An 18,375-nucleotide genomic window follows, 5' to 3' on the forward strand; every position below is an offset into this window, starting at 1 on the left:
GGTGAGGTGACATGTATGAATCCAATGGTTGAATTTTGTATAAGTAATTTGGCAAATGGCTCTCAAAAAACTTATGAAATACTAGAGCGTGATCCGAACATCGACGTTTTGGAATACGGCTGCCTTAGTTACTGTACAAAATGTTCTGAATCATTTTATGCAATCGTCAATGGTGAACTAGTTGAGGCTGATTCTCCTGAAGAGTTGACGAAAGCCATTTATCAATTTATCGAAGAAAATCCGTTATGGTAATGAAGGCATAATACCTCATTCATAAAATGATGAAACACTTACTAATACTAAATTTGAACATATAAAAAGGATGTTATGCCAAAAAAAATCGACATAACATCCTTTTTTTATGTTTGAACTAATCAATTAAAGCATCTACCACATAGGTAGGTTGCTGCTCCTTCTCAAGTACAGCCTTTGTTGGTGTAACACCCGTATTTACATGGATTGTGTCACAGCCAAAACGAATTCCACACATAATATCTGTGTCGTAATTATCGCCAATCATCACCATTTCATCTTTCTTAAAGCCATGCTCTGTTGCAATGACTTCAAGCATTGCAGGTGATGGTTTACCGATATAGATTGGCTCAACGTCTGCAACCTCACCTACTAATCGGGCAAAGGACCCATTACCTGGTAAAAAACCATGTTCTGTCGGGAATTTAATATCTTGATTCGTTGCTATAAACGTCGCACCATTTTGCACAGCAACTGTCGCCTTCGCGAGTGCCATATAATCTAGATTTCGATCAATGCCCATAACAAATACCTCTGGCTCATCCTCAGTAGGTTCAATGCCTTCATTAAATAACGCTTTACGAATACCATCAGAACCTAACATGGCTACTTTTTTGCCAGGGAAATTCAAGGCTACATATTTTGCTGTAACTAATGCACTAGAGTAAATATGCTCTAACGGTGCATTCACACCTATAGCGCTTAAAGCTTCCTGCAGTTGCTCTCTTGTCTTAGAAGAATTGTTTGTAACGTAAAATGGCTCGATTCCTGTTTGTTGTAACCGATGAATAAAAGTAATCGCAGAAGGAATGCCATCCTTTCCACGATACACTGTACCATCTAAATCAAAGCAATATGCCTTGTAGGTTTTCATTGACGATCCTCTGGTAAAAATGCTGAAACAGGGCCGAGTTCATTTGTTAAATAACTATTCACAGCTGGAGAGAATTGCTTTAATGCTGGTAAAGTCGTTGTTAACACATTAACAACTTCCTGAACATCTACATCTATAAATTCACGAACAAGCATTTTACGTAAGCCAACTACTGCTTTTAATGGTGCTTCCATTTCAATAGATACGACTTTTTCATCAATTAAAATATCAATAATATCCTCATAGCTTCCTGGATCACGCATAATGAAACCGTCAATCATTAAATTTCCTACATCCATCATTGACTCCATCACATTGTGACCAATTCGCTCGATTGCTAATTTCTTAATATCATTTTCTAGCCAGCTATCTTCTGACTCTAAAATTGCTAATAGTCCATCTAAGTACTGTAAGTTTTTTGTGATTTTATTACGATCTACAAAATACACAAGGAAAGCCCCCATTCAAATCTTTAAAAGTTGATAGTCATTTCTCTTCTATAGTACCATATCTATAGGACTGGAAGGAGATTAAAAGATGGAACGTTTTTTTTTATATGATGATGTAGAAGATACGAAAACACGCTTTGTTAGTTTTGCAGGGAATAAGTTACGTTATGATTTAGCCATTTTGCAATCGGGCCGTTTCTTTGGAAAAGTGCTTGTCATGGATATTCAATTTGGACGCTTTGCTATAATTGGTCCAGATGATGTAGAAGAGCCTGGCTATCTTGAACACGTATACAATCGCACAGAGGAAGATACAGTCGAGCTACGGGAATATTTACGTGAATTATTAAATTAACACCCTTCAAAGTGGGTGTTTTTTGTATAGCCATTAAGAATTTAATACAAAAAAATTCCGCTTTTCTGCGAACATAGGGTTCTACTTTGCGCACTGAGCAACAGAAGGTTGGCGGAATTTTTTTGTAAATATCTTAAGTATCAATGATGCCTCGACGGATCGTGCTCCTATTTTTCATTATTTAATTTAGCAGGATTATCCTTATTGCGAGGCTTGTCTTTGTTTTCATTGTCGTTTTGTTTTTTGGCTTGTTGATTTTGCCCAATTACTCCTAAGTCATCAACACTAATATCAAAGCCAAAACCATATTCTTCTCGATCTAACGATTTTTTATTTTCTTTAGTCAAATTAATCACCTCCAATAAATAAATTATCCTTTTTTACATGATTTATACGCTTTGTCTTTCCAATTCAACAATACTAGCGTTAGGCTGTTGCATCTTTAATAATCCAATCAGCAGCACTAATTAAATCTGGAAAAATCGCATCTGCCAGCGGATCTTTCTCACCTAAAAATACTCCCTTAGTTCCTGCTCGTTTGCCTGCTATAATATCTGTATCTGTATCTCCCACCATATAGGATTTTGCCATGTCTATATTATATTTTTCACCAAGATCGACGATTAATTTACTATTGGGCTTACGGCAGGCACAGCCAGACTTTGGTTTATGGGGGCAATATACGACTTCGTGAATAATGGCCCCTTCCTTCTTCAATTCTTTTACCATATGCTCATGTATTTTTTGTAGCTGCTTTTCTTTCATAAACCCCAATCCAACGCCACCTTGATTGGTTACTACAAAAATATAGTCGAAGTATTTATTCAATTTTTTTATAGCTTTCGAAACATGCGGCAAGAAATAGAGATCCTTAGGTTTATTGACAAATTTAACGCGATCCGTTAATACTTCATTGATGACCCCATCACGGTCCAAAAATACAGCTTTTTTCATCTAAACAACACACACCTTTAATATAAAATAAGTAGGTTAGTATAATAGCCAAATATACAGGTTCATCTCCATAGCGTGAGGTTGATTTCCGTTCCGGCTGGGCGCTTTCCTGGGGGCGTCCGATGAGCCGCTTCACTCGCGATGCTCGCTCCAGGGTCTCGGGCCAGCACGATGCTGGTCACGAAGGCGTTATCACAGGACGTGATGGTTTTAGCCTTCGTTCCTCTATTGCTGATCCCCAAGGAGTCGCCCAGCCTCCACTCCAATCAACTTATATCAATGGAATATGTTTTATCAGTGTCATCCCAACTTTGGTGAAAAGCCAAAAATAAAACAATTTTTTGCATTCACTTTTATTATTACCAAATTTTAAAAACCTATCACTACAAAGTAAAAACCTGATGCAAAATTTGCATCAGGTTTTAAAAGTTTATTCTGCTATTTGTGCATTCTCAACAAGCTTTGTCACTTCATGATCTTCATTTACTACAGCTTCTGGCTGTTGAGTAGATTTACCGGATTTTCGCAAGACGAAATATGCACAGCCAAAATTACAATACTCAAATAAGTAATCTTGTAGTGTACTAATCTTCGTATCGAAAGTGGCTTTCTGATTTTTATCGTCAAAAAAGCCTTTTAAGCGTAATTGACTATAGCCCCAGTCGCCCACAATATAATCATATCTGGCTAAAATATCTGAGTATCGTTCCTTGAATACTTCCTCTTGAAAAGCTTCTTTGTAATCTTCAATAATCTCGTATTCATATCCTTCAATATTGATCAAAGTGACACCGCCTTCTATTTCAACATTTGTTTTTACTGTTCTGCTTGTAGCTGACGTTCTTTTGTTGCTTCGTTAACTTGTTCATCAGCATGATAGCTACTACGTACAAGTGGGCCTGCTTCACAATGCTTAAACCCTTTTTCCATTGCGATTTTACGCAGTTTACCAAACTCTATTGGAGAATAATACTTTTTAACAGGCAAATGCTTTTTCGTTGGCTGTAAGTATTGACCAATTGTCATAATATCTACGTCGTTTGCTCGTAAATCGTCCATAACTTCTAAAATTTCTTCATGTGTTTCACCTAAGCCGATCATTAATGATGACTTTGTAGGGATGTCTGGCTGCATTTCTTTTGCCAGACGAAGAAAATCTAATGAACGCTCATACTTTGCACGTGCACGTACTCTTGGCGTTAAGCGACGCACTGTTTCAATATTATGATTCAAAATATCTGGCTTTGCATCCATTAACATTTGAAGGTTCTCTTGCAAACCACCTAAATCAGACGGTAAAACTTCAATCGATGTAAACGGACTTTTACGACGAATTGCACGGACTGTTTCAGCTAATACTTGCGCACCGCCATCCTTTAAGTCATCACGTGCTACCATTGTAATAACAACGTGCTTCAAGTTCATAATAGCTACAGAATCTGCTACTCGTTCTGGCTCAGCTAGGTCTAATTCATTTGGTAAGCCTGTTTTAACAGCACAGAAACGGCAAGCACGCGTACAAACAGATCCAAGGATCATCATTGTCGCTGTACGTCGTTCACCCCAGCATTCATGAATATTAGGACAGCGTGCTTCCTCACATACTGTATGCAGATTTTTTTCACGCATGAGCTTCTTTAGCCCTTTATATTCATCATTTGTGTTTAATTTAATTTTTAACCAATCTGGTTTTCTTAAATATTCTTCTTTTCCTTTGCTTGTAGGTTTACAAGATGTCATACGGATATCGCCCCTATCAAATATGTGCAGTTTTTATATTACTATCTTTACTGTTGTCAATGTAACATAATAAATGAACTCCAACAACTATCATAATCAATTTTGCCTCGGCAAAATTGCGTCCGGAACCGGCTTTGTGCTTAGGCCTGCAAATGCTTTTTTGCACGAAAGCGTAGTGCTAACCTAGCGACAGCAACGTGTTTTTGTTTGTGTGAAAGCGAAGCGTCAGCAAAAGGGTTTTATCTGCGCTAAAGCGTAGCGGCAGCGACAGATGTTTTTGCGCGAAAGCGTAGCGTCAGCGGCAACAACATGACGTTGATCACTCAGTCGTTGCCACAGGACGTGGCGTTCTTAGACTGAGTTCCTCTATTTCAGCGGGTGTTTGAAAACCTGTACCTGTCGCTACGCTTTCGGTACAAAAGACATTCGCCGAAAGAAGGCAAACATTTCTACTTTTTAGGAGAGACAGGTACTTGAATGGAAGGTGTCTCTTTACTACCATTTGAATAAACATCTGGAACTGCTCCCCTTACTAAGCCCATTGCCACCGGAATATCCTGAGTAACTGTAGTAGTTTTACTAGCAAAAGGGACAATAATTTGCACATTTACTTCTATATGAATCCCTACCGTCATATACGCACTATTTATACCAAATTCCTCTATTGAAGAAGTAACTTCACTATGCACATTGCCAATGACATGAAAGCGTATCGGAATTTTAGGTCCTAAATTCCCGATTAAAGGGATATTAGCCGCCTGACTCAACGGCATATAAAAAACTACCCCATTCCCTTCATTAATCTTGTTATAATCATATTCAACATCATCAACATTTGGCAAATGCGACAACTCCCCTTGCTCTGCCTGCTCTAAATACAATTTTACTTGATTGACCGTTTCTGTCCGAACTCGATTAATCGTTTCTGTATTAACTTTCAAATCAGCATGGTTGCCAGGGGATACTTCTACAAGAATATCATTAACATCCATAACACTTGATGTACGAGAATCAATCGCTTTACTCACAACCGAAGATGCAATCTTAGCCGTTTGTATTTCAGCATAATCTAAATAGGTCGGCATAAGCTTCGCATTTAAATAATAAATAAATAAAAAAACACCGATAATAACAAACACAACTACTAAGGTTAATCGATTCAACCGATTTCCCTTTTTTCTATAGGTACCGTGATTACTATATGATCGTAATTTCATTCGTTTTCGAGGGAAAAACAAAAAATCTCCTCCTGTTCCTTAACGTATGAACAGGAGGAGATTTTTATTCGATTTTCAATGGTACAACATAGTCCACTTCAACGCTTTCTATTATTACGGCTGAGTCGTCCACTAAATTAATTTCATATGTAGCTGCTAATAGTTGATTTTGCTCCTCAAAAATACGAATCCACGGTAAGGCTGGATTCAATGTATTTTGTCTTGATACAATACCTCGACGCCCATCCGATAATTTTAAAATAACGCCGTTAGGATAATGGACAACAGACCTTTTCAATGCATTCACAATACGTGCTTCGTATATAGTTCCAGCACCTGCTTCTAAAATGGCTAGGCCCTGAGAAGGTAGCATTTTTTCACGATATACACGACTTGTAGTCACCGCATCAAAGACGTCTGCTACACCAATAATTTTGGCAAACGGATGTATTTCAAAATCAACTAAGCCCCGTGGATAGCCACTCCCATCAATCCGTTCATGATGTTGGAAGGCACAATGTGCAACAATCAATGAGATGGAATGTAAATTACGTAACAAATCAAAACCATATCGAGCATGCTGCTTCATCGTTTCAAATTCCTCATATGATAGGCGAGCAGGCTTTGTCAGAATATCTTTTGGTACCATAAGCTTCCCTATATCATGTAACAATGCACCAATTCCAATTAATCGTAAATCTTCAGCTGAGTATCCAAGCTCTTTAGCAATCGCTATCGAATAAAGTGTGACTTGAAAGGAATGTTGATATAAATATTCATCAAATAAATACGCATCTGTTAGTATTGTTAAAATTTCATCATTACCTCTAACTGCCAACAGTAACTCATCTACAATTGAGACAATTGCTTTTGATTGTTGGTCAAGCACATAAGAGGCATTTACTGGATTTAAACCATCGATTGATTGGAAAGAATCTTTAATGGTTGAAATTGCTTTGTTTCGAATAACAGTTGGAACTGTTTCTTGTACCTCAATCCCCTCAGAAATTTTATCGTCAATATATATATAATGCATATTTAATTGTTGAAGTCTTTTTATGATACGTTCATTAATGACAACATCTTTCTTTAAAAGAGGATGCCCCGCCTCATTCCAAATGGTTCTTGCTAATACCATTCCTTCTTTTAATACATCGATTGAAATTAATCGCATGACCTTTTCCCCAATCCATTCTAAAAGCATTTTATCTACTATTACTTAAAGAATCTTTGACCATAATCTATCATAATGTTTCGTAAAAATTCTGGTAGAATATATTTTTTCTTAGCATATTTAAAGCTTGGATAAAAATAACCGAACGTAAACAAATCTAGTGTTACTAATTTATAAATTCGATCATTATCTGCTAGCTTCCCATTGATAAGTAATTGCCGATCTTCATTCATTGAAAAGCCATAAGTTAACATCTTCCCAAAAATAACGCCTCTAAACCCTAATCCTTTTAGCTCAATATAAGGCCATTCTTCATTTTTAGATTGCTGAAAAATTTCTTTCATTTCAGCAACTGATAATTCAATCGTACATACATTTATAGGATGTGGGAAAATTCTATGCAAATCTAGTGCTGTCACTGTTCCCTTAGGCAAACCATCTAAAAAAATACCCGCGTTAAATAACGCACAATCTGCTCCACTTTTCTCTAAAATCGCACGTGCGAACAAATCGGATAATTGTGAATAATGGAACCATTCCTTGTTGTACGATTTTTCCGTAGTGAATACTGGAATATCAAGTAATCGTTTGCCTTCCTTTTCAAAAGATTGAACAATTTCATGTTCATTCTTAATTGCAGGCAAATCATTATTATGAATTAACGTATCCTTTTTTTCAACAATTTTCCTAGATTTTGTATTATATTCTAACATAAGATGGCCAGTATATTGTCCAAATTTCCCTCCACCTGTTAATAAAACGCCATTAATTAGCTTTCCATTAGGGAGAACGTGATGTGTATGTGAGCCAAATATAACATCTATTTCTGGGCATTCCTCAGCTAAAAGCTCATCCTCTGATATCCCTAAATGTGACAAACAAACAATTATATCTACTTCTTCCCGAAGCTGAAGTGCTAAGCGAATGAGTGTACTTCGTGCCTCATCTATCTCCCAGTCTAATTCGTTATAATAAATTTCAAACATAGCCGTTGCTGCAATGACTGCAACCTTTGTGCCATAAGCTGTTGTTAATACAACATACTGCTTCATCCACGTTGGATTTGATCCTTGAGAGGCATTCACATTAGCAACTACTACGTCAAAAGTTGCTTCATCATACAAATGGTACAGCTCCTCATGGGACAATGTTATACCTTCATTATTACCAATTGTTACTACGTCGTAGCCCGCTTCATTCAATAACCTCACATTGCCCTTACCGACTGTTGCTTCCGTATAAATATTTGAACGATCTAAATGATCGCCGACATCAAATAAATAACATGTTTCTCCCATGGTTGTAAGCTTCGTACGCATTTCTTCCACATAGGTTTGCATCCGTGGCCAATACTTAAAATGACTGTGCAAATCATTCGTGTGAAAAATATGAATTTTTTCCAGCAATTAAGCCACCTCTTCTTTAAAATAGCTTCTATGTCTGTAGAAGACTTTCTATCAAAGTCATCTTTACTTTTCGGACCTATAGACATCAAAAATCAATATTACATTAAACCTTCGATAATAGAACGAATTCCTAATAATAATAAAATAACTCGAAGCGCTACTACAAGCGTATCTGATTTAATTCTTTTATTTAATGCTGCCCCTAGTTTTGCTCCAATATAAGCTCCTGGAATAACAGGAATCGTATAGAGCCATGGAACGTGTCCTAAATAAATATGACTCGCTGAATTAACAATCGACGATAAAAATACCATGAACATCGATGTTGCCACTGCAACGTGTGGTGGGAATAAAAATAAAATAATCATGGCAGGTACGATCATCGAACCTCCACCGATACCAAATAATCCAGAGGCAAAGCCAATGCCAAATGTTAATGCAATAGCAAACCAAATAGGATACCCATATATAAAGGTATTTCCTTCTTTATCTTCGAATTCCTGTTGCATACCGTTTTTTACAAACCATTCTACAGGTTTCAATCGATCACGTACAAGTAATATCGTCGCTAAAATGATTAGTAAAATACCAAAATACAAATTAAATGATGGTACATCTAGCCCCTTATTTACCCATGCGCCCAGAATCGTTCCAGGAATACTTCCTATAAAAAATATCCAACCACTCTTATAATCAACTGTTTTAGATTTCATATAACTTAATGTAGAGGCAAGTCCAGTGAAAATCATCATGACAACCGATAAACCAACTACTTTTTGAGGAGTGATATCTGGAATCATCCCTAGATTTAATCCAACGTATAACGTTGCTGGGACTAAGATAATTCCTCCACCAAGTCCAACCAACGAGCCAATTACCCCAGATAATAATGCAATAATAGCTAAAACAAAAAATTCCATTATAGTTCCCCTTCAAACATATTTAATTGTTTAGGCGCTAACCCTACATCTCTAATCGCTAAAATCCCTTGTAATTCCTTTGCATTTTTCGCAGCATGAAGCCCTGAATTATTATTAAATAATACATACAGATCCTGTACTTCTGATTGAAGATGTTTCAAATACTGTCCAAGCTGTTGCAATTCTTCACTATTATAGTCATATAAAAAGCGAACCTTCCGCCAGTTTTCGGCATTACCAGTATTACGCCACCCATGAATGTTACGTCCATGAATACGTACAAGTGCCTTAGTTGCAGTAACCGTAGGATGAAATGGTACAGAACCCACGCCAGCCTGTGGTTCATCACAAATGGTATGAATGAATTGATGCTCTCGTAAAAAATCCATTGTTTGCTGCACGACATTGTCCGCATACCATGTTCGATTACGAAACTCAATAGCTACGTCAAAGCCTTTAAGCTGTTGCCTAATATACAATAAATATTGTACATTCTTAGTCTGACAATCAAACCACGGTGGAAATTGTGCTAGTACCATTGCTAGCTTCCCATGACGTTTAAATTCATTGGCACATTCGATAAAGGCATTAAACATGTCATTCTTCGATTCAAACGGTATGTCACCACGTAAATGACCTGTCATTCCTTGATAGGCCTTCACAACAAAACTAAAATTTTCGGGTGTATCCTCACACCACTTTCGAACATTCTCTTGAGAAGGTATGGCATAAAAAGAAGTATCAACTTCGACCGTTAAAAAATGACCTGTATAATCGAATAATTTGTCCTTTGAGGCAGTCACTTCACTATAAAGCGAAGGATGATCACCCCAACCAGTTAATCCAACTATAATCATGTGACCCCCTCCTCTATGTACATTTATCATAGCATATACTTTCTAATGAAATATGAACGTATCGTAAAAAAACACAGCTAATAAACACGTATAGCAAGATGGCTTTTACCATCATTTACCTATATGATAAAGTAAAGTCCAAAGTTAAGTGAAGTATTTATTTAAAACGTATGTCCTGTAAATAAGCGGATTGGAGTGGAGGCTGGGCGACTCCTTTGGGATCAGCAATAGAGGAACGCGAGTGAAGCGGCTCATCGGACGCCCCCAGGAAGCTCTGCTCTGTGCGAAAGCGAAGCGGCAGCGGCAAATGTTTTATCTGTGCGAAAGCGAAGCGGCAGCAACAAAGCGCCCAGCCGGAGCGGAAATCAACCCTACGTTTTGAGGATGAGTCAAAATATAGAAAATAGAACATGAAAGGATAGTGATATAAATGATTACTGAACTACAGCAAAATGAATTTCACAGGTGTAAAGAGCTGTTGAATAAGCAAGGCCAATTAGAAGTTCAAGCAGTTGTAGAGGGAGTAAATCCTGGACGAGTATTTGTGGATAATATCGACACACCACGTACAGCACTTATTTGGTTAGGCAACAATGATGGATTTTTATTTATCGGGAATGAAGAAAATGACCAATTTAATAATCAAATAAATGATTTTGTAGATCGAGTAATTGTACCTGAAGCGAAGAAAGTGGGGTTACATTACTTCGAAGGTATTGGTAACCATCCAAAGTGGAATGAAACGATAGAAAAAATATTTAAACATCGCGAACTTGGTAGTTGGAAGCAAAGAGTCTATAAGCTACATAAAAATAACTATATAGCAAATAATGAGCCCGATGTTAAAGAAGGATGCACTGTTTTAAAAATAGATAACGCTCTATTTAACGATAACGCAATTAAAAATCCCGAATTTTTACATTCAAAAATTCTTTCGTGTTGGTCTTCTCCTGAGTGTTTCTTGAATAAAGGAATTGGATATTGTGTCGTTTACAAACATCACATTATTAGTCTTTGTTTTTCAGGCTTTGTAGTTGAAAATGTCCACTGTATTGACATTGAAACATTAGAAGCTCACCAAGGAAATAAATTAGCCCAAAAGTTAGCTCACTACGTTGTAAAAGATTGTTTAGCACAAGGTTCGACCCCATATTGGGATTGTATGGATTCAAACAAGCCTTCCATCGCTGTAGCAGAAAATATAGGGTTTACTAATGTTTTTAACTATGTAGGATACGAATTTTCATTCAACTAAAAATATTAAAACCCCGCTAAGTAAATCACTTAACAGGGTTTATTTGTAGATATGGATTTAATTAATAAAATTTCACTACATCTTCAAAAGGTAATGACGTTTTGTCTCCTGGTTGTTCATTTGGTTCACCAAATGGCATTTGAGCTACTAGGCTCCATTCTGCAGGGATATTCCAAGTTTCTTTAACTTCTTCATCAATAATTGGATTATAGTGCTGAATAGATGCACCAATTCCTTCAGTAGTTAAAGACATCCATGTTGCGTACTGTAGCATAGCATTTCCTTGATGTGACCAGAATGGGAATTGCTCTTTATAAGAAGGTGCGTTTTCTTGCATTTGTTTGATTGTTGCTTGATTTTCAAAGAATAAGATTGTTCCTACTCCATCTGTAAAGCCTTGTAAACGCTCTTCTGTTGCAGCAAAATTTTCTGCTGGAACACGTGCACGCAATGTTTCTTTAACAATATCCCAAAACTTTTCGTGTTCATTATCCATTAAAACTACTACACGTCCGCTTTGCATATTAAATGAAGATGGCGCATGGACACTGACTTTTAATAGCTCTTCAATTTTTTCCTTTGTAATCGCTGCGTTCTTTTTCACTTTACGGATTGAACGACGATTAATAATTGCATCTTTTAAATTAGTTGTTGTTACTGACATTTGTAGTTCCTCCAAATTTTAATCAATTTTATATATAGACTTTTTCATGCAGCATCATTTGCTACTGTTTAAATTTTATTACCTATTTTTTAATTGCTGATCAATGACTTGCGCAATTCTTTCTTTACTAGCTAATCCTTGGATCATTTCATCACCAATAATTAGTGTAGGAACAGCCGTAATATTCGCTTCTTCATAAGCATGCTTTAAAGCTTCTTGATGAGCTTCACGATATTTACCTGAAAGCAAGGATTCTTTGAATTCTTCTTTTGGCAGACCTACCTCATTTGCTAATTGAGTTAACACGTCTACAGCCTCAATATTTTGCTCTTCTTGGAAAAATGCTGTGAAAACTCTATGATGAAATTCATTTCCTTTTCCATATACTTTAGCGAATTGATATCCTTCAAAAGCTAAATTCGTATATGGATGTGGAGATACTCGTGGTAATCGCATATCAATCCCTAGCTTTTTGGCTGTAGGGAGAATATAGGAATCCCACGAACCTAATTTAGCTGGCTCTTTCCAAGGATCAATTTTTGGATATGGCTTAGGTCTTAATTCAAACGGCATCCACTCTATCTCTATATCCTTTTCTTTTGCAATTTCATCCAACGGCCCTTTCCCTAAAAAACAGAAAGGACAAATAAAATCCGAATATGCTTTTATTTTAAGAGTCACCCAATAAAAACCTCCCTTTCTCTTTTAGTTGTAACCATTTTAGTTACAACTAAGTCAAATAAATATGCATTCCGTGAAAAGAAAAGAATGCATTTATTGTGATTGTTGAATTTCATGGATTAAAGATGTAATCACTTGTTCCATAGTAATGTTGGCTAATACTTGCTCCATTGCTTCTTGTGCTTGCACTAAAATTAGTTCTAACACAGCCTGTATATTTGCACCAATAGGACAATCAGGATTTGGATTTTCATGTAGATGAAATAATTTATCTTCTTCCACAACCTCTACTGAACGAAAAACCTCTAGCAAAGTGATAGTATCCAGATCTTTTACTAAAAAAGCTCCACCTGTTCCCCGGCGCACTTGCACTATACCTGCCTTTTTAAGATAGGACAATATTTTCCTAATTACTACCGGATTTGTATTCACGCTTTCCGCCATAAATTCCGATGTGCAAATGGTCGATGGATTTTGTTTGATGATTGATAAAATATGAACAGCGATTGTAAAACGACTGCTAATTTTAATCTTCATCACCTCCAGCTGTAACCATTATAGTTACAACTGAAAAATAAGTCAACTGTTTTATAAAAAATACAACATGCGAAAAAAATATAGATCCAAAAACTGTTGGGTCTATACTTGAACATGCTATTTTATAAGATACTGCTACATGCCTTCTAAATTCGACTGTATGCTAGTCCTCCTTCCATAAGAGGGTCTACCACGTTACAAACACTTAATTACTTTTAAAGGTTGATATTTTGAACAATTGAATTCTTCTTGAAATGTTCTAATGTATTTGGTGAATCTGAGTTTTCATCTGCTGAGAATTGTATAAATAAATAGTCTAGATTCATATCTGCCAATTGCACTACAGAAAGTGCTTCTTGCTAATTTCATTAGGAACCTCTAAACTAAGCTCTCCGTATAATACAGATTTAAGAATACTTCTTTTGGATATACATAAGGTTGCCTCCTCCATACGAATAGCAACCAGTTTTTGACCTTTAAGTTTCTCAATTAAAGCTGATTTTGTAGCTTCAACTATTATTTCCACAAGTTATATTTAATTGTGAACAAAGTAAAAAGTGTATAGTATTATAAAAGTAAAGTTCCCAAAGCATTACTGGATCTGGCACCTTTCACAGAAAAAACAATATTCAAAAATTTTGAGTTTACCTATAGTCTTTTGTTTAAAAAAGAAAAAAGTGGGGATGCAAATGTACATTTTTATCGGGGTAATTATCTTCTTTCTAATCATTTTTGTCGCACTATGGATATTACCACTGAAGTATCAAAAAAATGAATGGATTGAAACGAACGCACAGATTATCGAAAGTGATTTTTCACACCGAACAGTTGGTCATGAGATTACATATGCAAAAGGAGAATCAAAGCGTAGCGTAAAGTTGACAGTACAATTTACGTCATTACAAAATAAATCAATCACTGTCACGAGCAAAGTATGGACATATACGAAAAATCGTGCTTTTTTTGAGGAAGGACAATGGGTGACGATTCTTTATAATAAAAAGAAGCCTCAACAGTTTAAACTCAAATATCAAATATAGAAGGTTACTGGGTTAAATGAATGGGAGATAATTTATTATTCATTCTTGTCCCATAGAAAAACACCTTCACGTTGATTTCATAAGGAGTCATACCAGTTTTTCAACGAAAGGTGTTTTTATTTATCTTAGAATTTCTAGGTCAGTACATTGCTACGCTTGACACGCCCATCTCATTGCTCCTAAGGTAGGAACTGTTGTAGAGAAATGAGCGGAAAGAAACTCCGTTAAACCTACTTTTCAATATTTTGATTTAATTGGTCTAATAATTTCAACTTTAAATTAGGATATATTTTATTATACATTTTCTTTTCTATTAATTTATGTGCAATTACGATAGAAGCAAATATAAAAGCGTACAGAATAAATGCCCATGGATACGCTAAGAACCAATCAAGTATATTTTTAAAGATATCCTCGCGACCTATTATTTTTAACTTTCCTAAAATCATATAAACAATAAAGACAACGATTGGTAATGCAATAACACCTGACATAATGTTTAAAGATCGTTTTTTATTCCGAGCTTCGATAAAAGTAGGTTCATTTAAATAATCGCTAACCCCCACTGCTTGTTTTTCAAAAGTATCTTCACTTCTAATAGGTAAGTTGTAATCACTAATTATTTTGTGAAGCTGTTTAAGTTCTTCCGCGCTAGAATGAATATCAAGCATCGTTTTTCCGTAATTCAGATTCCCCACTTCTTTCTCGCTTAAAATATTTAGTATATAGTACCATAAATGAAGGATTTTTGCTATTTGCAGGTTATGATTTGTCATATTTATCTAAGCGAAAAAACAGAGAAAAAAGATGATTCTACATCAAATGTTGGAGTGGAGGCATAATATGAAGCTTCCCGAACGTTTCGGCGACTCCCCCTTTCTTTATGATTTTCTATCCGTCTGTTAGATGGTTCTATCAGGTGGTGAAAAGCAACGTTTATCACCGGTGCTCGCATTTTTAAAAGATGCTCCATTGTTCGATGAAAAGAAGAATCCAACCTAGGCAACACAAGAAATGACTTTGCACAATTACCTATACACAATGCATAAGATAAGTTGATGGATCAATTACGCCTCGGCATAATTGCGTCCGGAATCGGCTTTGTTCTTAGGCCTGCAAATGTTTTTTGTGCGAAAGCGAAGCGCTAACGTAGCGGCAGCAAAAGGGTTTTATCTGCGCGAAAGCGAAGCGGCAGCGGCAGATGGCTTTTGCGCGAAAGCGAAGCGGCAGCAGCAGATGGCTTTTGCGCGAAAGTGAAGCGCCAGCGGCAACAGCACGATGTTGGTCACTCAGTCGTTGCCACAGGACGGGGCGTTCTTGGACTGAGTTCCTTTTTTTCAGCGGATGTCAGCGTAGCGACAGGTACAGATGTTTGGACACCCGCTGAAAGAAGTTAAACAAAAGGAGGACAATGATGTATCCAAATCAATACTATTATCATTATGCTCCACAGCATAATAGTACTTATCCTATGGTAAACGATGCTCAACTTGTAAATGATATTCAGAAGGCCATTAATGCTGAGTATAGTGCCGTTGCTTGTTATGAGAAGTTAGCTAAGATGGCACCTACTGAGGATGAAAAGAATAGAATACTTGAGATACAAAAAGATGAAATACGCCATCTCGAGGAATTTAGCAAAATTTATATGAATTTAACAGGAAGAAAGCCTTCTTATCAAATAATTGAGGAATGCCCGGACAACTATAGGGCCGGAATCGAATTTGCTTTTAAAGATGAACAAGAAACTGTTGATTCTTATTTAGATATAGCAGATAAAGCAAATGATCTGATGATTAAAGAAAGATTTCGACGTGCAGCAGCGGACGAGCAAAATCACGCAGTATGGTTTTTGTATTTTTTTTCAAAAAGCCCGGACATAACACATAAGCATACTCAAAATTACGGTCATCCAGATCTATTACATCCTCCTACATTGACATCCCCTCAATTATTGGGTGAAAACTTAACTCAATCAATTTTTGATAATTTTCTAGGAAACTTTAACTTTATTAATAATACTTTTGGGCATATAAATTCTTTAATACCCTTTTTCGGACATAATTGGGTACCGTTTTCTAATGATGAATCGCAGTTATTCGTAACAAACTCAGAAAACAATAAAATAGCATATACGGCTAGGAGTCGTAAGGAAAAAGACAATATTTCTATGTATGAATCGTTTATGGCATTTAATATTCCTACTGATAATTTTCCAACCGTTTTTCCTCAACTATATAACGACTCTTTGAACCTCCAAAACAACATTAGGTACTTACCTTAAAGAGCAAAAGAAGGAGACGAATTTTAAAGTTCGTCTCCTTCAATCTAAACGCTCTGTACTCTTGCTTTTCCACAAGAGTCCACGCAAAATTATTTAATTTCTTTCCATAAAGACAATGCGAATATCCAATTTGGATCTCCATATCCTTGATAGCTTTGAACAGCTTCATATATTTTACCTTGGTGCTCTACTTTATCACCTTTTGTGTATGCCTTAATTGGACTCCATTGCTCATAAGACGACCCTTGCTCTTTTGTAGTCACAGTGAAAATGGAACTTTTATTAGACTCATTTCCAGCTGTATCAACGGCAGTGACTGCATAGTTATATGTTGTATTTGATTGTAGATTCATGTCCATAAAGGAAGTAGTTTTCGATGTTCCAACTACAGTCATTTGCCCTACTTGTGTGCCTCGATATATAACATAATGGTCAACTGCTACATTATCCTCTGATGCCCCCCACATTAAGTCTACACTTGAGGCTGTTACTCCCATCGTGTGAAGTGAAGTTGGTTGCGTTGGTGCTTCCGTGTCTGGAACTGCATTCATTGTCTCTACAGCTATAGACTCACTTTCTTTAGAAACATTTCCAGCCGCATCCACTGCATTTATTGTATATGTATATTTTGTATTCGCTTTTAAATTTTTGTCTGTGAATGTTGTTCCCGGTACCGTTCCAATTGCTTTACCATCACGGAATACTTGATATTCTTTTACACCCACATTGTCTGTAGATGGATTCCATTTTAGCTCGACACTGTTAGCAGTAACTTTCGTTGCCTGTAATCCATTTGGCTGAGTTGGAGCTTCCTTATCTACATCCACATTATTCACTAAATTAACATCAATCACATTATAGAAAGCATTTGCAGTATTCGCTACATCCCAAACAGCTAAAATAACGTGGTAGCCACTACGATCAGTTGGTACGTTAATTGTATGAGTTAAATTAGTTGATGCTTCAGTACCGTTATGTTCAACAGTTCCAATTGGCTCAAGATCAGCTCGAGTTAATGGCTTATTAGGATCCCATCCCTTTTTCGTAATATAATAGTGCCATTTGCTTGTTAAATGTGATGCAGTGTACTTCCATGTAAAGGTATTCGGTCCCCCTGTAATCGTATTCTTAAACCAGCGATTTACAGATTGTTGATCGAGAATGCCATCAAACTGACCTCCTGCAGATGCAATTTTACCATCAACTGGTCCACCTTGTGGAAATCCTTTTTTGGCCTCTAAGCTCTGTGGCTCATACATAACCCTTCCACAACTCAAGTTAAGCGCGCCATAACTTTGGCTACATAAAGCAGCACGGCTAGCTGGTTTTTCTACAAACCCATGTGCAGATGCATTTGGCGCCATTGCAATCCCCATGATTCCGGCTGCTAATATTGCCGCACTTAGTCCCTTTTTACTTTTACTTAATTTTGTAAATTTAGTGTTCATATAAGTAATCTCCTATCTTTGAAAATGTATTTCTACTCGTATGATAGCTATGGATTAAAAATTAAGCAAACTATGGGTGAATATGATAAAAGTCGCTTTACATTGTGATGTTTTTTCGCAAAAGATATATATTAATAGCTCTAAATATAATAAATATCTTATAATTATGTGCCTTTTTATTTAAGTAGCTTCGGATTTTATTAAAGTGTTCATAAAATATTCAAATTAAAATTTGTCAATTTATGATCTTCCCCACAGTTTTTTATTC

At 36.4% G+C, this 18,375-nt stretch carries 22 protein-coding genes; 6 read left to right on the forward strand and 16 right to left on the reverse strand.

What is annotated here, in order from left to right; genetic code table 11:
• Positions 1 to 15: 15 nt before the first annotated feature.
• Positions 16 to 252: a YuzB family protein gene (locus tag ABH966_RS10375; protein WP_285398312.1), complete on the forward strand. Its 237-nt coding sequence runs from the start codon at positions 16 to 18 to the stop codon at positions 250 to 252.
• Positions 253 to 370: 118 nt separating this feature from the next.
• Here ABH966_RS10375 and ABH966_RS10380 read toward each other — a convergent pair whose 3' ends face one another.
• Positions 371 to 1,126 (reverse strand): TIGR01457 family HAD-type hydrolase, encoded by a 756-nt coding sequence (locus ABH966_RS10380; RefSeq protein ID WP_370078085.1) that lies wholly within the window; start codon positions 1,124 to 1,126, stop codon positions 371 to 373.
• Complete coding sequence (locus ABH966_RS10385; protein ID WP_370078087.1) at positions 1,123 to 1,575, reverse strand: DUF86 domain-containing protein; 453 nt, start codon at positions 1,573 to 1,575, stop codon at positions 1,123 to 1,125. The genes ABH966_RS10380 and ABH966_RS10385 overlap by 4 nt, the downstream gene beginning before the upstream one ends.
• Before the next feature lie 88 nt (positions 1,576 to 1,663).
• Here ABH966_RS10385 and ABH966_RS10390 point away from each other — a divergent pair, with 88 nt between their 5' ends.
• Positions 1,664 to 1,930, forward strand: a complete 267-nt coding sequence (locus ABH966_RS10390) for a DUF3055 domain-containing protein (protein ID WP_068985326.1) — start codon at positions 1,664 to 1,666, stop codon at positions 1,928 to 1,930.
• A gap of 167 nt (positions 1,931 to 2,097) precedes the next feature.
• On the opposite strand, the gene ABH966_RS10395 is transcribed toward ABH966_RS10390, so the two are convergent.
• Together ABH966_RS10395 and ABH966_RS10400 are read right to left on the reverse strand one after the other, a co-directional pair.
• Positions 2,098 to 2,292, reverse strand: a complete 195-nt coding sequence (locus ABH966_RS10395; protein ID WP_142510565.1) for a hypothetical protein — start codon at positions 2,290 to 2,292, stop codon at positions 2,098 to 2,100.
• Between the two features lie 64 nt (positions 2,293 to 2,356).
• The gene (locus ABH966_RS10400) at positions 2,357 to 2,884 is read right to left on the reverse strand and encodes a D-glycero-alpha-D-manno-heptose-1,7-bisphosphate 7-phosphatase (protein WP_370078089.1); all 528 of its coding nucleotides are present in this window, start codon (positions 2,882 to 2,884) and stop codon (positions 2,357 to 2,359) included.
• A gap of 122 nt (positions 2,885 to 3,006) precedes the next feature.
• On the opposite strand from ABH966_RS10400, the gene ABH966_RS10405 reads away from it, so the two are divergent.
• Positions 3,007 to 3,216: a hypothetical protein gene (locus ABH966_RS10405; protein WP_370078091.1), complete on the forward strand. Its 210-nt coding sequence runs from the start codon at positions 3,007 to 3,009 to the stop codon at positions 3,214 to 3,216.
• 98 nt (positions 3,217 to 3,314) lie between these two features.
• Here the strand turns inward: ABH966_RS10405 and ABH966_RS10410 are convergent, their stop codons facing one another.
• The 7 genes from ABH966_RS10410 to ABH966_RS10440 all read right to left on the reverse strand — a co-directional run bounded on the left by ABH966_RS10410 (position 3,315) and on the right by ABH966_RS10440 (position 10,198).
• Positions 3,315 to 3,668, reverse strand: coding sequence for a YutD family protein (locus ABH966_RS10410; protein ID WP_370078093.1), 354 nt, complete (start codon positions 3,666 to 3,668; stop codon positions 3,315 to 3,317).
• Positions 3,669 to 3,700: 32 nt separating this feature from the next.
• Positions 3,701 to 4,624, reverse strand: coding sequence for a lipoyl synthase (lipA, locus tag ABH966_RS10415; protein ID WP_370078095.1), 924 nt, complete (start codon positions 4,622 to 4,624; stop codon positions 3,701 to 3,703).
• 449 nt (positions 4,625 to 5,073) lie between these two features.
• Positions 5,074 to 5,841 carry a sporulation protein YunB gene (yunB, locus tag ABH966_RS10420; RefSeq protein WP_370078274.1) on the reverse strand — a complete coding sequence of 256 codons (768 nt, stop codon included), beginning with the start codon at positions 5,839 to 5,841 and terminating at the stop codon, positions 5,074 to 5,076.
• Between the two features lie 64 nt (positions 5,842 to 5,905).
• A complete protein-coding gene (locus tag ABH966_RS10425) occupies positions 5,906 to 7,015 on the reverse strand; it encodes an HD-GYP domain-containing protein (RefSeq protein WP_370078097.1) in 1,110 nt (369 codons plus the stop codon).
• A gap of 41 nt (positions 7,016 to 7,056) precedes the next feature.
• Entirely contained in the window at positions 7,057 to 8,421 is a 1,365-nt protein-coding gene (locus tag ABH966_RS10430; RefSeq protein WP_370078099.1) for a bifunctional metallophosphatase/5'-nucleotidase, read from the reverse strand.
• Positions 8,422 to 8,519: 98 nt separating this feature from the next.
• On the reverse strand, positions 8,520 to 9,341 hold the full coding sequence (locus ABH966_RS10435) for a sulfite exporter TauE/SafE family protein (protein ID WP_370078101.1): 822 nt from the start codon (positions 9,339 to 9,341) through the stop codon (positions 8,520 to 8,522).
• Positions 9,341 to 10,198: a DUF72 domain-containing protein gene (locus ABH966_RS10440; protein WP_370078103.1), complete on the reverse strand. Its 858-nt coding sequence runs from the start codon at positions 10,196 to 10,198 to the stop codon at positions 9,341 to 9,343. The genes ABH966_RS10435 and ABH966_RS10440 overlap by 1 nt, the downstream gene beginning before the upstream one ends.
• Before the next feature lie 430 nt (positions 10,199 to 10,628).
• On the opposite strand from ABH966_RS10440, the gene ABH966_RS10445 reads away from it, so the two are divergent.
• A complete protein-coding gene (locus ABH966_RS10445) occupies positions 10,629 to 11,453 on the forward strand; it encodes a GNAT family N-acetyltransferase (protein WP_370078105.1) in 825 nt (274 codons plus the stop codon).
• A 61-nt stretch (positions 11,454 to 11,514) separates the two neighbouring features.
• On the opposite strand, the gene ABH966_RS10450 is transcribed toward ABH966_RS10445, so the two are convergent.
• The 3 genes from ABH966_RS10450 to ABH966_RS10460 all read right to left on the reverse strand — a co-directional run bounded on the left by ABH966_RS10450 (position 11,515) and on the right by ABH966_RS10460 (position 13,329).
• Positions 11,515 to 12,117 carry a nitroreductase family protein gene (locus ABH966_RS10450; protein WP_370078107.1) on the reverse strand — a complete coding sequence of 201 codons (603 nt, stop codon included), beginning with the start codon at positions 12,115 to 12,117 and terminating at the stop codon, positions 11,515 to 11,517.
• A gap of 78 nt (positions 12,118 to 12,195) precedes the next feature.
• Positions 12,196 to 12,798 (reverse strand): DsbA family oxidoreductase, encoded by a 603-nt coding sequence (locus ABH966_RS10455; protein ID WP_370078109.1) that lies wholly within the window; start codon positions 12,796 to 12,798, stop codon positions 12,196 to 12,198.
• 93 nt (positions 12,799 to 12,891) lie between these two features.
• Positions 12,892 to 13,329, reverse strand: a complete 438-nt coding sequence (locus ABH966_RS10460; protein ID WP_370078276.1) for an Rrf2 family transcriptional regulator — start codon at positions 13,327 to 13,329, stop codon at positions 12,892 to 12,894.
• Positions 13,330 to 14,024: 695 nt separating this feature from the next.
• Here ABH966_RS10460 and ABH966_RS10465 point away from each other — a divergent pair.
• Positions 14,025 to 14,375, forward strand: coding sequence for a DUF3592 domain-containing protein (locus ABH966_RS10465; RefSeq protein ID WP_370078111.1), 351 nt, complete (start codon positions 14,025 to 14,027; stop codon positions 14,373 to 14,375).
• A 230-nt stretch (positions 14,376 to 14,605) separates the two neighbouring features.
• Here ABH966_RS10465 and ABH966_RS10470 read toward each other — a convergent pair whose 3' ends face one another.
• Positions 14,606 to 15,073: a DUF6097 family protein gene (locus ABH966_RS10470; protein WP_370078113.1), complete on the reverse strand. Its 468-nt coding sequence runs from the start codon at positions 15,071 to 15,073 to the stop codon at positions 14,606 to 14,608.
• A gap of 716 nt (positions 15,074 to 15,789) precedes the next feature.
• On the opposite strand from ABH966_RS10470, the gene ABH966_RS10475 reads away from it, so the two are divergent.
• The gene (locus ABH966_RS10475; RefSeq protein WP_370078115.1) at positions 15,790 to 16,659 is read left to right on the forward strand and encodes a ferritin-like domain-containing protein; all 870 of its coding nucleotides are present in this window, start codon (positions 15,790 to 15,792) and stop codon (positions 16,657 to 16,659) included.
• Positions 16,660 to 16,748: 89 nt separating this feature from the next.
• Here ABH966_RS10475 and ABH966_RS10480 read toward each other — a convergent pair whose 3' ends face one another.
• Positions 16,749 to 18,107, reverse strand: coding sequence for a lytic polysaccharide monooxygenase (locus ABH966_RS10480; protein WP_370078116.1), 1,359 nt, complete (start codon positions 18,105 to 18,107; stop codon positions 16,749 to 16,751).
• Positions 18,108 to 18,375: the final 268 nt, after the last annotated feature.

This window comes from Lysinibacillus sp. RC46, from assembly GCF_041262385.1.
Classification (GTDB): Bacteria; Bacillota; Bacilli; order Bacillales_A; family Planococcaceae; genus Lysinibacillus.

What these genes read in the sequence shown, in the direction of transcription:
- ABH966_RS10375 (WP_285398312.1), top strand. Translation starts at nt 16, where the DNA reads ATGAATCCAATGGTTGAATTTTGTATAAGTAATTTGGCAAATGGCTCT.
- ABH966_RS10380 (WP_370078085.1), bottom strand. Translation starts at nt 1,126, where the DNA reads ATGAAAACCTACAAGGCATATTGCTTTGATTTAGATGGTACAGTGTAT.
- ABH966_RS10390 (WP_068985326.1), top strand. Translation starts at nt 1,664, where the DNA reads ATGGAACGTTTTTTTTTATATGATGATGTAGAAGATACGAAAACACGC.
- ABH966_RS10400 (WP_370078089.1), bottom strand. Translation starts at nt 2,884, where the DNA reads ATGAAAAAAGCTGTATTTTTGGACCGTGATGGGGTCATCAATGAAGTA.
- ABH966_RS10405 (WP_370078091.1), top strand. Translation starts at nt 3,007, where the DNA reads ATGAGCCGCTTCACTCGCGATGCTCGCTCCAGGGTCTCGGGCCAGCAC.
- lipA (WP_370078095.1), bottom strand. Translation starts at nt 4,624, where the DNA reads ATGACATCTTGTAAACCTACAAGCAAAGGAAAAGAAGAATATTTAAGA.
- yunB (WP_370078274.1), bottom strand. Translation starts at nt 5,841, where the DNA reads ATGAAATTACGATCATATAGTAATCACGGTACCTATAGAAAAAAGGGA.
- ABH966_RS10425 (WP_370078097.1), bottom strand. Translation starts at nt 7,015, where the DNA reads ATGCGATTAATTTCAATCGATGTATTAAAAGAAGGAATGGTATTAGCA.
- ABH966_RS10435 (WP_370078101.1), bottom strand. Translation starts at nt 9,341, where the DNA reads ATGGAATTTTTTGTTTTAGCTATTATTGCATTATTATCTGGGGTAATT.
- ABH966_RS10440 (WP_370078103.1), bottom strand. Translation starts at nt 10,198, where the DNA reads ATGATTATAGTTGGATTAACTGGTTGGGGTGATCATCCTTCGCTTTAT.
- ABH966_RS10445 (WP_370078105.1), top strand. Translation starts at nt 10,629, where the DNA reads ATGATTACTGAACTACAGCAAAATGAATTTCACAGGTGTAAAGAGCTG.
- ABH966_RS10450 (WP_370078107.1), bottom strand. Translation starts at nt 12,117, where the DNA reads ATGTCAGTAACAACAACTAATTTAAAAGATGCAATTATTAATCGTCGT.
- ABH966_RS10465 (WP_370078111.1), top strand. Translation starts at nt 14,025, where the DNA reads ATGTACATTTTTATCGGGGTAATTATCTTCTTTCTAATCATTTTTGTC.
- ABH966_RS10475 (WP_370078115.1), top strand. Translation starts at nt 15,790, where the DNA reads ATGTATCCAAATCAATACTATTATCATTATGCTCCACAGCATAATAGT.
- ABH966_RS10480 (WP_370078116.1), bottom strand. Translation starts at nt 18,107, where the DNA reads ATGAACACTAAATTTACAAAATTAAGTAAAAGTAAAAAGGGACTAAGT.